Consider the following 14654-nt stretch of genomic DNA (forward strand, 5'->3'; position numbering starts at 1 on the left):
ACATGGCCGACTCCAGAGATTCCGCTACCCCAGTGTCCGACCGCCCCGTCTATGTGATCGGCGGCGGGCCCGGGGGACTGGCCGTGGCGTACGCGTTGCGTGCGCAGGGGGTACGGGCCGTGGTGCTGGAGAAGGCGGACGGGGTCGGGGCGTCCTGGCGGCGGCACTACGACCGGCTGCGTCTGCACACGACCCGGCGGCTGTCGGGGCTGCCCGGCCTGCCGATGCCGCGCCGCTTCGGCCGGTGGGTGTCGCGGGACAACGTGGTGCGGTACCTGGAGAAGTACGCCGAGGTGCACCAACTGGAGATCGTGACCGGCGTCGAGGTGTCCCGCGTCGAGCGGAGCGCGGACGGCGTCGGCTGGCTGCTGCACGCCACCGGCGGCCGCGAGCTGACCGGCAGCGCGGTCGTCGTCGCCACCGGCTACAACCACACGCCCCACATCCCCGACTGGCCGGGCCGGGACTCGTACGAGGGCGAGCTGGTGCACGCCTCCGAGTACCGCAACCCGGAGCCCTACGCCGGCCGCGACGTCCTGGTCGTCGGCATCGGCAACACCGGCGCGGAGATCGCCGTCGACCTCGTCGAGGGCGGGGCGGGGCGCGTGCGGCTCGCGGTGCGGACGGCCCCGCACATCGTGCGCCGGTCGACGGCCGGGTGGGCGGCCCAGTACACGGCCGTCCTCGTACGGCGGCTGCCGGTCGCCCTCGTGGACCGGCTCGCCAAGCCGGTGGCGAAGCTCAGCGTGCCGGACCTGTCGGCGCACGGCCTGCCCCGGCCCGACACCGGCCTCTACTCCCGCGTGAACGAAGGGTCCATCCCCGTGCAGGACGTCGGACTCATCGACGCCGTACGGAAGGGGAAGGTCGAGGTCGTCGGGGCGGTCAAGGGGTTCGAGGACGGCAAGGTCGTCCTCGGCGACGGCAGCCGGGTCGAGACCGACGCCGTGATCGCCGCGACCGGCTACCGGCGGGCCCTGGAAGGTCTCGTCGGACACCTCAACGTCCTGGACGGGCGCGGGAAGCCGGTCGTCAACGGGCCGCGCTCCCCCAAGAACGCCCCCGGCCTGTACTTCACCGGCTTCACCAACCCCATCAGCGGCATGTTCCGCGAACTCGCCCTCGACGCCGAGAAGATCGCCAAGGCCATCGCCCGGACGGGCGGGGTCGCCACGCGCGACGCGATCACCGTACGGATCCGCGCCGCGCGCTGAGCGAACACCGGGGCAGCCGACCGCCGAGCCGCCGAGCCGCCGGAAGGTCAGCCAGTCGCCGATACGACGGAGCAGGACGGGACGAGACGGGACCGGGGCGGGGGCGGGACAGGACCGAGGCGGGGGCGGGACAGGACCGGGGGCCGGACAGGACAGGACGGTCAGGTCCGGTTGCCGGGTGCGGGTGGTCGTGTGGCCGGGTGGCCGTTCGCGCGGTTCCCCGCGCCACCGCCGGGCCGGACGCCCCACCGCCATGCGTCGGATGCGAACGTATACGTCTGACCGCCGCCCCGCGCGGGTACAACTTCCTTACTGCCGCGTAACTTTGCTCGCACGACCCATTCCTGACGGAGCGTCAGTTCAGTAGTCTGAAATCTGACGTAGCGTCAGATACGTGAACACGTAACCGCGTAACCGCGTCACGTCACTGAATTGGCTGTCACACAGGAGCGGGCGGACCGATGCTTGGATCAACCCACGGCACCCTCACCACCGACTCCCGCCGGGCCCGCGCCATCGCCTGCGGCGAGAACCCCGCGCAGGTCGTGCACGGCAGACCCGCCGAGGCCGGCGACCTGGACGTCAGCGGACGTCCGCTGCACGTCGCCGTCCCCGATCTGGACCGCTTCTTCCGCCCCCAGTCGGTGGCCGTCGTCGGCGCCTCGGACACGGAGGGCCGGCCGAACAGCGGGATCACCCGGCAGTTGCTCGCCTGGTCCGAACGGGTCGGCGCCCGGCTGCATCCCGTGCACCCCACGCGTGAGTCGGTCTTCGGCATCCCCTGCTCCCCTTCCGTCGCCGACCTGCCCGAACAGGTCGATCTCGCTGTACTGCTCCTCTCCGACCCCCTCCCCGTGATCGACGAACTGGCCGAGGCCAAGGTGAGGTTCGCGGTCGCCTTCGCCTCCGGCTTCGCCGAGACCGGCGCGGAGGGCGCGGCCGCGCAGGAGCGGCTGGCCGCCGCCGTGGCCCGCTCCGGCGGTCTGCGGCTGCTCGGCCCCAACACCAACCTCAACGCCTTCGAGCGCTTCCGCGACGACCTCGACGGACCGGCGATCGCTCTGATCACCCAGTCCGGCCACCAGGGCCGCCCCGTCTTCTCCCTCCAGGAACTCGGCATCCGCCTCTCCCACTGGGCCCCCACCGGCAACGAGGCCGATCTGGAGACCGCCGACTTCATCTCCTACTTCGCCGAGCGACCCGAGGTGGGCGCCATCGCCTGCTACGTCGAGGGGCTGAAGGACGGCCGCTCCTTCCTCCTCGCCGCCGACCGGGCCGCCCGGCGCGGTGTGCCCGTCGTCGCCGTGAAGGTCGGCCGCACCGAGACCGGCGCCCGCACCGCGGCCTCCCACACCGGCAAACTGACCGGCGCGGACGCGGTGGTCGACGCGGCGATGCGGCAGTACGGCGTGATACGCGTCGACGGGCTCGACGAACTCCAGGACACGGCCACCCTGTTGGCGCGCTCCCGTCGGCCACGGACCCCGGGATCAGCCCAGCCGAGGGCCGAGGGCGTCGTCGTCTATTCGATCTCGGGCGGCACGGGCGCGCACTTCGCCGACCTGGCCACGGAGGCCGGACTGCCCCTCCCCACCCTCTCGGAGGCCAAGCAGGCCGAGCTGCACCAGTGGATCCCCGACTACCTGAGCGTGGCCAACCCCGTCGACAACGGCGGCCACCCCGTGGGCGACTGGCGCGGCCCCCGCATCCTCGACGCGATCCTCGACGACCCGGCGGTGGGGGTACTGATCTGCCCCATCACCGGCCCCTTCCCGCCCATGAGCGACAAGCTCGCCCAGGACCTGGTGGCCGCGGCGGAGCGGACGGACAAGCTGGTGTGCGTGGTGTGGGGGTCGCCGGTGGGCACCGAGGCCGCGTACCGCGAGACCCTCCTCGGGTCGTCCCGGGTGGCGACCTTCCGTACCTTCGCCAACTGCATCACCGCCGTCCGCGCCCACCTCGACCACAGCCGCTTCACCGCCGCCTACCGCTCCCCCTTCGACGAGGCACCCCGCTCCCCCTCGCCCTCCTTCCGCAAGGCGAAGGCGCTGATGCGGCCCGGGCAGCAGCTGAGCGAGCACGCGGCCAAGCAGCTGCTGCGCGCGTACGGGATACGCGTGCCGCGCGAGCAGCTGGTGACCAGCGCGGCGGCGGCCGTACGCGCGGCGAGCCTCGTCGGCTACCCGGTGGTCATGAAGGCGTCCGGCGCGCGCATCGCCCACAAGACGGAACTCGGCCTGGTGAAGATCGGCCTGACCTCCGCGAGCCAGATCCGCGACGCCTATCGGGAACTGACCGACATCGCCCGCTACGAGGACGTCTCCCTCGACGGGGTGCTGGTGTGCCAGATGGTCGAGCGGGGCGTGGAGATGGTCGTGGGTGTCACCCACGACGACCTCTTCGGGCCGACGGTCACGGTCGGCCTCGGCGGTGTCCTCGTGGAAGTCCTCCGCGACTCCGCCGTACGCGTGCCGCCCTTCGGTGAGGACCAGGCCCGCGCCATGCTCTCCGAACTGCGCGGGCGGGCCCTGCTGGAGGGGGTGCGCGGGGCTCCCCCGGCCGACGTGGACGCCCTCGCGGAGGTCGTGCTCCGCGTGCAGCGCATGGCGCTCGAACTCGGGGACGACATCGCGGAGCTGGACATCAACCCGCTGATGGTGCTGCCGAGGGGGCAGGGGGCCGTGGCGCTGGACGCGCTGGCGGTGTGCCGCTGAGCACCACCGCACACCAAAGACGACCAGCACACCGAGGACATCCATCACTCCGCGTAAAAACAGGAGCACCCACATGTCCGCTTCCCCCCTTGAACATCCCGAAAAATCCCGTGACTCATTGATACTGCACGCCACTGACAACGCCGTCTCGTGGATCACCCTCAACCGCCCCGAGGCGATGAACGCCCTCACCCCTGACCAGCGGGAACGCCTCATCCAACTCCTCTCCGACGCCTCCGCCGACCCCACCGTCCGCGCCGTCGTCATCAGCGCGACGGGCCGCGGCTTCTGCGCGGGGGCTGACCTGCGGGGCGCGGCGGCAGACAGCGGCGAGCGGGTGGCCGGTGACGTCGCGCGCACCATCCGGCTCGGCGCCCAGCGCCTCATCGCCGCCGTCCTCGACTGCGAGAAGCCGGTGATCGCGGCGGTGAACGGCACGGCGGCCGGCATCGGCGCGCATCTCGCCCTCGCCTGCGACCTCGTACTGGCGGCCGAAGAGGCCCGTTTCATCGAGGTGTTCGTACGGCGCGGCCTCGTCCCCGACGGCGGCGGCGCGTACCTTCTGCCCCGCCTCATCGGCCCCCATCGGGCGAAGGAACTGATGTTCTTCGGCGACGCCCTGCCCGCCGCCGACGCGGAACGCCTCGGCCTGGTCAACCGTGTCGTCCCCGCCCAGGACCTGGAGAAGACGGCCCGCGAGTGGGCGGAGCGCCTGGCCGCCGGCCCGACCCGCGCCCTGGCTTTGACCAAGCAACTCGTCAACACCTCCTTCGACACCGACCGCGCCACCGCCTTCTCCGCCGAGGCCGCCGCGCAGGAGATCAACATGACGACGGCGGACGCCCAGGAGGGCGTGGCGAGCTTCGTGGAACGACGGACACCGCGCTACGAGGGCCGCTGACAGGGTCTGGAGAACACCAGGACACCCCTGGGCAACCCGGGACGAACCCGGGAGAGCCGGTACGGGCCTTCACTTCTGACGCTTCGTCAGATTCAATGGGCGATGTGATGGGACACGCGGGAATGGCAGCAGCCGCCGTCCGCTATCTGCGGTCGGACCGGACTCGTACGGCCGCGAGGATGACGACGGGGCCGGTCGAAGCACTGCCCCGCCCCGAGCTGCGCTGCGTCGGCGAGGACGAGCGCGCGCCCGTCGACCAGGCCGAATTCCGGCGCGTACTGGGCCACTTCGCAACGGGCATCACGGTGATCACCGCCCCGGGAGCCCCGACGGCCCCGACGGTTTCGGGGGCCCCGGCGACCGACGACTCCGAGCCCGGCGAACACCCCGACGACCGCCCCGCCGGCTTCGCCTGCCAGTCGTTCTCGTCGCTCTCCCTCGATCCCCCGCTCGTCGTGTTCATGGTCGGTCGTACGTCGACGACCTGGCCCCGTATCGCCCGCGCGGGAGTCTTCTGCGTGAACGTACTGGGCGCCGACCAAGGCGAGTTGTGCCGGCGCTTCGCGGTGAGCGGCACGGACAAGTTCGCGGGGGTCGCCCACGAGCCGGCCCCCGTCACCGGCTCCCCTCGCCTCATCGGCGCCCCCTCCTGGATCGACTGCGCGATCCACGCCGTGCACACCGGCGGGGACCACCTGATCGTGGTGGGCCGGGTGGAGGCGCTGGGCACGGGCGGCGACGAGAGCGGGCCCTTGCTGTTCCACCGGGGCCGCTTCGGCGGCTTCGCGACCGACTAGGGCCGCGGCACCAGGTCCGCCCCTGTTCAAGGCCCCGCCCGCGCCCGGCTAACCCGCCACCACCACCCCACCCACGACCAGCACGCACAGCACGGCCAGCGTGCCCCACGTGAGGATCGGCGCGCAGGGCTGGACGGGGCGGCCCGCGTCGGCGCGTACGACCGTGAGGTGCACCGCCAGGGCCGGGGGCAGGACCGCCGCATAGAGCGCGAGGCCGGCGAGGTGCCAGGCGGGGACGACCATGGCGGGGAGTACCCACAGCGTGCAGGCGGGCGGGATCCACCACCAGGCGGTGCGGCCGGTGAGCTGGCGGGCGGTCCAGTGGGCGAGCAGTACGGCGGGGAGGACGTAGCCCACGGTCAGTACGGCGGCCGCGAACAGGATGAGGAGGAGGACCAGCGGGGAGATCAGGAGAGCCTGGAAGGGTTCCCCGGCCACGGGTTTCGAGGCCGCGTCCAGCGCGGCGAGGAAGAGGGCCGCGCACAGCAGCGCCCCCTCCACCCCCAGCACCGCCATGGCCACCGCCGACGGCGCGGCACCCTTCCGGACCGCGCCCTCGCCCGCCACCCCGGCCGTCGCCATGGACATCACCAGCACTCCTCCCCGCCTACAGGGAGTGTGCCCCGGCCGAAACGGTTGCTCTACCCGGCCCCCGGCCGAAACGGCTGCCTCGCACGCCCTCCGGCCGAAACGGTTGTCCCGCACACCCCCCGACCAAAACGGTTGCCGCACGGCCCCGGTCGAATCCGCGGCGCGTCGGTCAGGCGACCGCCACGCCCCCCTTCCCGACCGGCCTCCGCCGGATCACCAACGCCATCAGCGCCGCCGCCGCGCACAGCGCGCCCGAGGCGTACCACACGACGTCGTACGAGCCGAAGGCGTCGCGGGCGAGGCCGCCGAAGAAGGCGACGACGGCGGCGCCGACCTGGTGGGAGGCGAGGACCCAGCCGAAGACGATGGCGCTGTCGTCGCCGTAGTGCTCGCGGCACAGGGCCATGGTGGGCGGGACGGTGGCGACCCAGTCGAGGCCGTAGAAGACGATGAAGAAGATCATCGGGAGGTGCACGGCGGGGGCCAGCAGGATGGGGAGGAAGAGGAGCGAGAGGCCGCGGAAGGCGTAGTACACGGCCAGGAGGCGCCTCGGTTCGTAGCGGTCGGTGAACCAGCCGGAGGCGATCGTGCCGAGGACGTCGAAGATCCCGATGACCGCCAGCAGTGAGGCCGCCGCGGTGATGGGCATGCCGTGGTCGTGGGCGGCGGGGATGAAGTGGGTCTGGATGAGGCCGTTGGTGGAGGCACCGCAGATCGCGAAGGTGCCGGCGAGGAGCCAGAACGGCCCGGTCCGCATCGCCGAGAAGAGCACCTTCACCGCCCGGCGCGCCGCCCCCGGCACGGGCGGCGGCTTCGGCACGAACTCCTTCGCCCCGTACGGCTTCAGCCCCACGTCCGCCGGGTGGTCCCGCAGCAGCAGCCAGACGAAGGGGACGACGGCCAGGGCGGCGAGGGCGACGGTGACGGCGGCGGGCCGCCAGCCGCGCTCGGAGACGATCCACGACAGCAGGGGGAGGAAGATCAGCTGGCCCGAGGCCGAGGCGGCGGTCAGGATGCCCGAGACGAGGCCGCGCCGTTCGGTGAACCAGCGGTTGGTGACCGTCGCCGCGAAGGCGAGCGCCATCGAGCCGGAGCCGAGCCCCACCAACAGTCCCCAGCAGAGCATCAGTTGCCACGGCGAGGTCATCCACACCGTCGTACCGGCCCCGACCGCGATCACCGTCAGGGCGACCGCGACCACCCGGCGGATACCGAAACGGTCCATCAGCGCGGCCGCGAAGGGGGCCGTCAGGCCGTACAGCGCCAGGTTGATCGACACCGCCGACGCGATCGTGCCGCGCGACCAGTCGAACTCCTCGTGCAGCGGATCGATCAGCAGACCCGGCAGCGAGCGGAAGGCCGCCGCACCGATGATCGTCACGAAGGTGACGGCGGCGACGAACCAGGCGCGATGAATACGGGCGCGACCGGTACGACTGCCGGACTCGACGAGGGTGCGGTCGGCTGCGACGGCGGTGGTGGCAGGAGCATCGGTGGCGGCAGGGGCGTCGGTGGCAGCGGTACGGGGTGCGTCGTCGGCGATACCGGATGCGTCGTCGGCTGTCTGGGTCATGCCATCAAGCTTCCGACCTGGGGTCATTCCGAACGAGTGGCCCGAAGGTCAGCATTCGTTAGGATCGGGCCATGACCGCTGAGTCCTCCATGGCCCGCCACCGCATCGTGGTCCTCGCCCTCGACGGGCTGCTCCCCTTCGAACTGGGCATACCGCAGCGCATCTTCGGCAAGGCGCGGGACGCGGCCCGGCGGCCGCTGTACGACGTCGTCACCTGCTCGGTCCGGCCGCCCGGCCCGGTGGAGACGGACGCCGACTTCGCCGTCCTCGTCCCGAACGGCCCGGAGACCCTCGCCACCGCCGACACGGTCGTCGTCCCCGCCGCCTACGAGTTCGGCCCGGTCTACGAGGACGGCGTCCTCACCCCCGAACTGGCCGCCGCCCTCGCCCACATCCGCCCCGGCACCCGGCTGGTCTCCATCTGCACCGGTGGCTACGTCCTGGCCGCGGCGGGTCTTCTGGACGGCCGCCCGGCGACCACGCACTGGTACCACGCCGAGCACTTCCAGCGGCTCTTCCCGAAGGTCCGGCTCGACGCGGACGTCCTCTTCGTCGACGACGGCGACATCCTCACCTCGGCGGGCGTCGCGGCCGGGATCGACCTGTGCCTGCATCTCGTACGCCGCGACCACGGCACCGGCGTCGCCAACGACGTGGCCCGGCGTACGGTCGTACCGCCGCACCGGGACGGCGGGCAGGCCCAGTACATCGAACGCCCGCTGCCCGAGCCGCAGACCGCGACGACGACCGCCGCCCGCGCCTGGGCCCTGGGCCGCCTCCACGAGCCGATCCAACTCCGCGACATGGCCGAACAGGAGTCCATGTCGGTCCGCACCTTCACCCGCCGCTTCCGCGAGGAGGTCGGCATCAGCCCCGGCCAGTGGCTCACCCAGCAAAGGGTCGAGCGCGCCAGACACCTGCTGGAGTCCACCGACCTCTCCATGGACCAGGTCGCCCACGACGCGGGCTTCGGCACGGCCCAGTCGATGCGGCAGCATCTGCAGGGAGTACTGGGGGTGACCCCGACGACGTACCGGCGGACCTTCAGGACAGAGGAGGCTCGACGGTACGAGGGCGCCCCGTGACTCAGCTCCGAGAGTCGGCACGGCCCGTGCCACCCCGCCCTCCCCCGCCTTCCCGGAGTTCACCATCGAAGGTCAGCGGGATCACGTTCCAGGTACCACCGTGCGCGTCCTTGTGGTCCCCGGTGTGCCCCTTACCGAGGACGCAGGAAGACGTCTCACTGAAGATCGGAGCCCGGTAGAGCAAGGAGGCCCGGACCCTCCCGCATTTGCCGGTTGTGTCAACGGTCATCGGATCCCACCCCCGACCGGTACTGCGTGGATGTCGCGCGTATCGAGGTCGATGCCGAAGTCCGCAGCCATGACCAGGGCGGCCCGCCTGCTCAATCGGGTGACCCGCTCACGCGCCGCCCAGGAGGGCCGCACCCGAGCCGTATGCGGACCCGTCGCCGCCTCGGCGGCCCACAAGTCGTCGAGAGCGGGCAGGTAAGGCCGGGAGAGGGCTGATGCTGCACCATCGAGGGGTGCGTGGTCGGTGCGGTAGGGGGAACGCCGAGGGGGCTCAGGTGCAACCGGACGGACACAATCGATTCCGGTGAAGCGGTTCACCGGCCGTACCCCTGAGTCGCTGGGGTTCGCGATCCCGATGGCACGCGTCCACTCGGACGGAGCAGGAGGCCACGACATGGAGGCTGGGGAAGCCGGCACGGCTGACGCTGTCACAAGCCCGGAGCCAGAGCCGCAGAGCGAGTACGCGGGCATCTGGCTGTCCCGGTACGAGTTCTACTCGTCCAGCCGTGACGAGACGTTCGACTGCAAGCATCACGTCGTGATCGTCCAGCACGGCAACCGGCTGACAGCTCAGAGCCTGCCCGGAGCGTCGACGAACCCAGACAGCCCGTTGTCCCTGGATCTCACCGTTGATCGGAACGTCGTCACCGGTACGTGGACCGAGCAGACGGCGGCCAACGGGTACTACCAGGGCGCCCGGTACCACGGTGCGATTCAGCTGCTCATCGAGCCGACAGGCCGACGTACGGCGGGCAAGTGGGTCGGGTTCGGCAAAGACTTCGATGTGAACACGGGCCCGTGGGAGCTGCGCCTACTCGACCGATCGACAGGCCGCGCGAGCATCGAGCGGTACTCGACCACGCCGCAGTGAGGGATCGGGCGCTCCCCCCGGGGGCCGCCCCGTGCGGGCGCCTGGCCGCCGAATCCGCCTCGCCCGGCTGGAGACTGGCAGAGCCGCAAGCCCGCTTTCAAGTTCCCCAAAGCGTCACCAGGTTCCCTGCAGGGGCCGGAGGAACGTGGACATCAAGGCGGCGGTGGTGAAGACGACGATGTCGTAGAGGATGTGAACCACGATCGCCGCCCACAGCCCATAGTTGAACAACAGGTAGAACAGCAGCATCCCGATGAACCACGCGTTGACGAGGCGAAAAATGCCCCCAATGCCTTTCTGGTCGTTGTGCATGGCGCGGAAGCCGCCGTTCACCGAGACGATCGCCGCGCCGACCAGCCATTCGTCGCCGGTGAGCTGTGGAGCGAGGATTCCGAGCGTGACCGTGTCGGCCAGTGGCACGAGCACGACCGTGTACAACCACTCCACCAACCCGAATGTGATCAGGTTCAGCAGCGCCAGGCCCGGCGGCGCGCTCAGCAGGAAGAGCCACCGGTAGCGGAGTTCCTCGAAGAATCCCGCGTTCACGCTCTCCCAGACTCCCAGGCCCACGGCGGTGCCGGGTGGGACGAGGCGGGGTATGCCCTGCACGATCGCGATGACGCTGATCAGCAGCGTGACAGCCAAGCCCCAGACGAACAGGTACCAGGTATCGGCGATCCCACCCGGGATGTCGTTGGGTATCCGCCACACCTCCAAGAACCCGAACGGCTGGTCGATCCAGATCGATCCCACGAGGTAGACGACCGTCACGGAAGCCATGGCGCCCGCGGTGAACTGGGCCTGGAGGAAAGCGGCCCGGAGGCCGATCACGTTGGTCGGCGGGGGTGCGAAGTGCGGGTCGTTGATCCAGGCCATGGCGTCCTCTCGGATGGACAGGTCCGAGATCGCCGACGCAACTGCGGCTCACCACGGTCAGCCGCCGAAGTCGTCCCCCGTCCCGGTCCTTCCAGGGTAGGAGGCGGGCACCGTGGAGACGAGCGTTCCGACCTGCCGTTCGCGGCTGTCGGAATTCCCTCAACTCCTCTGGCGGGAAGCGCGGTTCACCGCCCGCGCCGAGCGGCGACATGACCTTGGCCGCCTCTTCGTTCCAGGGCCGGCTCCGTTCGGACATCGGCCGATCGATCTCGGGCTCGGACACTGGCTGCGAAGTCCGGCTGTCGGGGAAGCAGGACGTGGCCGGCACCTGGCCGCCAAGTCCGGCCCGACTGGTTCGCGCTGGCGAGTGCGCGAGATCGACCGCTTTTGGATCACCCCGGCATCACCACGCGGGGGTAGGTGTTCGTGTGGCGGTCAGAAGGTCAGCACCGCCCGCGCCACCCGCCCCTCCCCCGCGTCCTCCGCCGCCTTCGCGAAGTCCTCCACCGGATACGTGGCCGTGACCAGCTCGTCCAGCAGCAGCCGCCCCTCCCGGTACAGCTCGGCGTACAGCGCGATGTCCCGCTGCGGCCGCGACGACCCGTACCGGCAGCCCAGAATCGACTTGTCCAGGTAGAGGGAGGAGACGAGGAAGGACGCCTCGGCGGTGGCGGCCGGAACACCCAGCAGCACGGCCTGGCCCCGCCGGTCCAGCACATCGATCGCCTGGCGGATGAGTTCGACGCGGCCGACGCACTCGAAGGCATGGTCGGCGCCCGTGGGAAGGATGTCGCGCACACCCTCCACGGAGGTCAGGAAGTGCGTGGCCCCGAACCGCCGCGCCACCCCCTCCTTCTCCGCATTGGCGTCCACGGCGACGATCCGCGTGGCCCCCGCGATCCGCGCGCCCTGTACGACGTTGAGCCCGATACCCCCCGCCCCGATCACGACGACACTCTCCCCCCGGTCGACGCGCGCCCGGTTGAGCACCGCCCCCACCCCGGTCAACACGCCGCACCCGATCAGCGCGGCGGAGGTCAGCGGAATGTCTTCCGGTATCCGTACGGCCTGCACGGCCTTGACCACCGTCTTCTCCGCGAAGGCGGAGTTCGCCGCGAACTGGAACACCTCCCGCCCGCCCCGCGAGAACGGCCGCGTGGGCCGCCCGATCGCCCGACGGCACATGGTCGGCCGCCCCCGGTCGCAGTCGGCGCATGCCCCGCAGTTGGCGAGGGTGGACAGGGCGACATGGTCCCCAGGCCGGACATGCCGGACCCCCGCGCCCACCGCCTCGACGACCCCCGCCCCCTCATGCCCCAACACCACAGGAACGGGGAACGGTATGGTCCCGTCCACCACCGACAGGTCGCTGTGGCAGAGACCGGCGGCCGACACGGCCACCCGCACCTCGCCCGGTCCCGGGTCCCGTACCTCCAGGTCATCGACGACCTCGGCCCGCGTCCCGTCGAACACCACTCCGCGCATGGCTCCACCCCTCAGCTCAGCCTCTCGGCTCCTTCGGCAGACCGAGCACCCGCTCGGCGATGATCGTGCGCTGCACCTCGTCCGAACCGCCGTAGATGGTGTCGGCCCGGCTGAACAGGAACAGATGCTGGAACGGATCGAGTTCGTACGGCACGTCCGCCGACCACTCCCGAGGCCCCACCGCCGCCCCCGCACCCCGCACCTCCATCGCCAGCTCCCCGAGCCGCCGGTGCCACCGCCCCCACAGCAACTTGGCCACACTCGGCGCACCGGGATCCACGGACCCGCCCCCCGAGCCCGCTCCCTGACCACCCTCCGAACCGCCCAGCGTCCGCAGGGCGTTCCACCGCATGACCCGCAGCTCGGCCCACTGCCGTACGAGCCGATCGCGTACGACGGGATCGTCCACCGCGCCACTCTCCACGGCCGCCCGTACGACCGCCCCCAACTCCTCCGCGAAGCCGACCTGTTGGGCGAGGGTCGACACGCCCCGCTCGAAGCCGAGGAGTCCCATGGCGACCCGCCAGCCGTTCCCCTCGCCGCCGACCACATGCTCCGCGCCCGCGTGCGCGCCGTCGAAGAACACCTCGTTGAACTCGCTCGTCCCGGTCATCTGCCGGATCGGCCGCACCTCGATCCGCCCCGGCTGGTCCATCGGTACGAGCAGCAACGACAGCCCCTGGTGGCGCCTGGATCCCGCCTCGGTACGGGCCAGCACGAAACACCAGTCGGCCTCATGCGCGAGCGACGTCCAGACCTTCTGCCCGGTGACGCGGTACGTCCCGTCCGCCGTACGTTCGCCTCTCGTGCGCACCCCGGCGAGATCCGACCCGGCCCCCGGCTCGCTGTAGCCCTGACACCAGAGCTCCTCCCCCCGCGCGATCGCCGGCAGAAACCGCCCCTTCTGCTCCTCGCTTCCGTACGCGATCAGGGTCGGCGCCAGCAACTTCTCCCCGATGTGCCCCGACCGCGCGGGCACCCCGGCCCGCGCATACTCCTCGGCCCACACGACCTGCTGAATGAGCGTGGCGGTCCGGTTCCCGTATCCGCCCTCACCCCAGCCGAGCCCGATCCACCCGGCGGCTCCCAGCGTCCGTTCCCAGGCCCGCCGGTCCTCCCCCACCCCGGTCCGCGCCCCCAGCCACGCCCTCACTTCCGCCCGGAACGCCTCGTCCTCGTCACTGAACCCGAAGTCCATGCCACCTCCCAGGTGAACCGGTACCGACGCGCAACAACCGGGTGCGTTCACTGCGGGTGGGTGGGGGCTGGTCGCGCGGTTCCCCCGCGCCCCTGCCTTTCAGGGACGCGGGGAACTGCGCGAGCAACCACACACCACCCGCACCCGCCCTACACGCGAACCCCCAACCCCTCAGGCGTTCGGCCGTTCCCCAGACGCCGCCGCCCGAGCCATCCCCTCCACCCGCTCCAACATCGGCATCGGATCCACCCCCACCGCCCCCGGCAGAACCTCCGCGATCCTCTCCGGAGTCCAGCCCCCGTCCGCGTACGCCGAGCGCAGCTCACGCGGCTGCGCCCACACCGCGATCTTCGGCCCCGCGACCGTGTACACCTGCCCCGTGATCCGCTCCTCCCGAGCCCGATCCGACAGCAGATACACCACGAACGCGGCCACATCCTCCGGCTCACCGATCTCCGTCAACTCGACCGGCACGCCGGCGGACATCCGCGTACGCGCGACGGGCGCCACCGCGTTCGCGGTCACCCCGTACCGGTGCAGCCCCAGCGCGGCGCTCCGCACCAGCGAGATGATCCCGCCCTTGGCCGCGCTGTAGTTGGCCTGCGAGACGGACCCCTGGTGGTTGCCGCTCGTGAACCCGATCAAGGTCCCGGCCCGCTGCTTCCGCATGACGGCGGACGCGGCCCGGAACACCGTGAACGTGCCCTTGAGGTGCGTGGCGATCACCGGATCCCACTCCTCCTCGGCCATGTTGAACAGCATCCGTTCCCGCAGGATCCCGGCGACGCACACCACCCCGTCGATCCGCCCGTACGTCGCGACCGCCGTGTCCACGACCCGCTGTCCGCCCGCCATCGTGGAGATGTCGTCGGCGACGGCGACCGCCTCGCCCCCGGCCGCCTCGATCTCCTTGACGACGGTCTCGGCGACGGAACTGGTGGGCTCGGAGCCGTCGACGGAGACGCCGTAGTCGTTGACGACGACCCGCGCGCCCTCGGCGGCGGCGCCGACGGCGACCGCCCGGCCGATCCCCCGCCCCGCACCCGTGACGGCGACGACCTTGCCTGCCAAGAAGTTTCCCACCCCGGCCCCTTCCCCTCATCGCGGTTTCTGACGGACCG

General features: G+C 71.4%; 11 protein-coding genes and 1 pseudogene. 6 read left to right on the forward strand and 6 right to left on the reverse strand.

The window, feature by feature from the left end; translation table 11 throughout:
* Nucleotides 1-2 precede the first annotated feature (2 nt).
* From JIX55_RS23190 to JIX55_RS23205, 4 genes are all read left to right on the forward strand, one after another.
* On the forward strand, nt 3-1214 hold the full coding sequence (locus tag JIX55_RS23190) for a flavin-containing monooxygenase (RefSeq protein WP_257565227.1): 1212 nt from the start codon (nt 3-5) through the stop codon (nt 1212-1214).
* A gap of 461 nt (nt 1215-1675) precedes the next feature.
* Nucleotides 1676-3928 (forward strand): acetate--CoA ligase family protein, encoded by a 2253-nt coding sequence (locus tag JIX55_RS23195; RefSeq protein WP_257565228.1) that lies wholly within the window; start codon nt 1676-1678, stop codon nt 3926-3928.
* A gap of 73 nt (nt 3929-4001) precedes the next feature.
* A complete protein-coding gene (locus JIX55_RS23200) occupies nt 4002-4829 on the forward strand; it encodes an enoyl-CoA hydratase/isomerase family protein (protein WP_257565229.1) in 828 nt (275 codons plus the stop codon).
* A 122-nt stretch (nt 4830-4951) separates the two neighbouring features.
* The gene (locus tag JIX55_RS23205) at nt 4952-5626 is read left to right on the forward strand and encodes a flavin reductase family protein (RefSeq protein ID WP_257565230.1); all 675 of its coding nucleotides are present in this window, start codon (nt 4952-4954) and stop codon (nt 5624-5626) included.
* A 48-nt stretch (nt 5627-5674) separates the two neighbouring features.
* Here JIX55_RS23205 and JIX55_RS23210 read toward each other — a convergent pair whose 3' ends face one another.
* Nucleotides 5675-6214, reverse strand: a complete 540-nt coding sequence (locus JIX55_RS23210; protein ID WP_257565231.1) for a hypothetical protein — start codon at nt 6212-6214, stop codon at nt 5675-5677.
* A gap of 172 nt (nt 6215-6386) precedes the next feature.
* On the reverse strand, nt 6387-7790 hold the full coding sequence (locus JIX55_RS23215; protein WP_257565232.1) for an MFS transporter: 1404 nt from the start codon (nt 7788-7790) through the stop codon (nt 6387-6389).
* A 71-nt stretch (nt 7791-7861) separates the two neighbouring features.
* Here JIX55_RS23215 and JIX55_RS23220 point away from each other — a divergent pair, with 71 nt between their 5' ends.
* Both JIX55_RS23220 and JIX55_RS23225 read left to right on the forward strand, forming a co-directional pair.
* Complete coding sequence (locus JIX55_RS23220) at nt 7862-8875, forward strand: GlxA family transcriptional regulator (protein ID WP_257565233.1); 1014 nt, start codon at nt 7862-7864, stop codon at nt 8873-8875.
* Nucleotides 8876-9407: 532 nt separating this feature from the next.
* Nucleotides 9408-9974 (forward strand): annotated as a pseudogene (locus tag JIX55_RS23225) (XRE family transcriptional regulator); the annotation flags it as partial.
* A 114-nt stretch (nt 9975-10088) separates the two neighbouring features.
* Here the strand turns inward: JIX55_RS23225 and JIX55_RS23230 are convergent.
* From JIX55_RS23230 to JIX55_RS23245, 4 genes are all read right to left on the reverse strand, one after another.
* Entirely contained in the window at nt 10089-10850 is a 762-nt protein-coding gene (locus JIX55_RS23230) for a hypothetical protein (protein ID WP_257565234.1), read from the reverse strand.
* A 435-nt stretch (nt 10851-11285) separates the two neighbouring features.
* The gene (locus JIX55_RS23235) at nt 11286-12335 is read right to left on the reverse strand and encodes a Zn-dependent alcohol dehydrogenase (protein ID WP_257565235.1); all 1050 of its coding nucleotides are present in this window, start codon (nt 12333-12335) and stop codon (nt 11286-11288) included.
* 16 nt (nt 12336-12351) lie between these two features.
* The gene (locus JIX55_RS23240; RefSeq protein ID WP_257565236.1) at nt 12352-13533 is read right to left on the reverse strand and encodes an acyl-CoA dehydrogenase family protein; all 1182 of its coding nucleotides are present in this window, start codon (nt 13531-13533) and stop codon (nt 12352-12354) included.
* Nucleotides 13534-13704: 171 nt separating this feature from the next.
* Nucleotides 13705-14616: an SDR family NAD(P)-dependent oxidoreductase gene (locus tag JIX55_RS23245; RefSeq protein WP_257565237.1), complete on the reverse strand. Its 912-nt coding sequence runs from the start codon at nt 14614-14616 to the stop codon at nt 13705-13707.
* Between the last annotated feature and the right edge of the window lie 38 nt (nt 14617-14654).

The organism is Streptomyces sp. DSM 40750, from assembly GCF_024612035.1.
Lineage (GTDB): Bacteria > Actinomycetota > Actinomycetes > Streptomycetales > Streptomycetaceae > Streptomyces.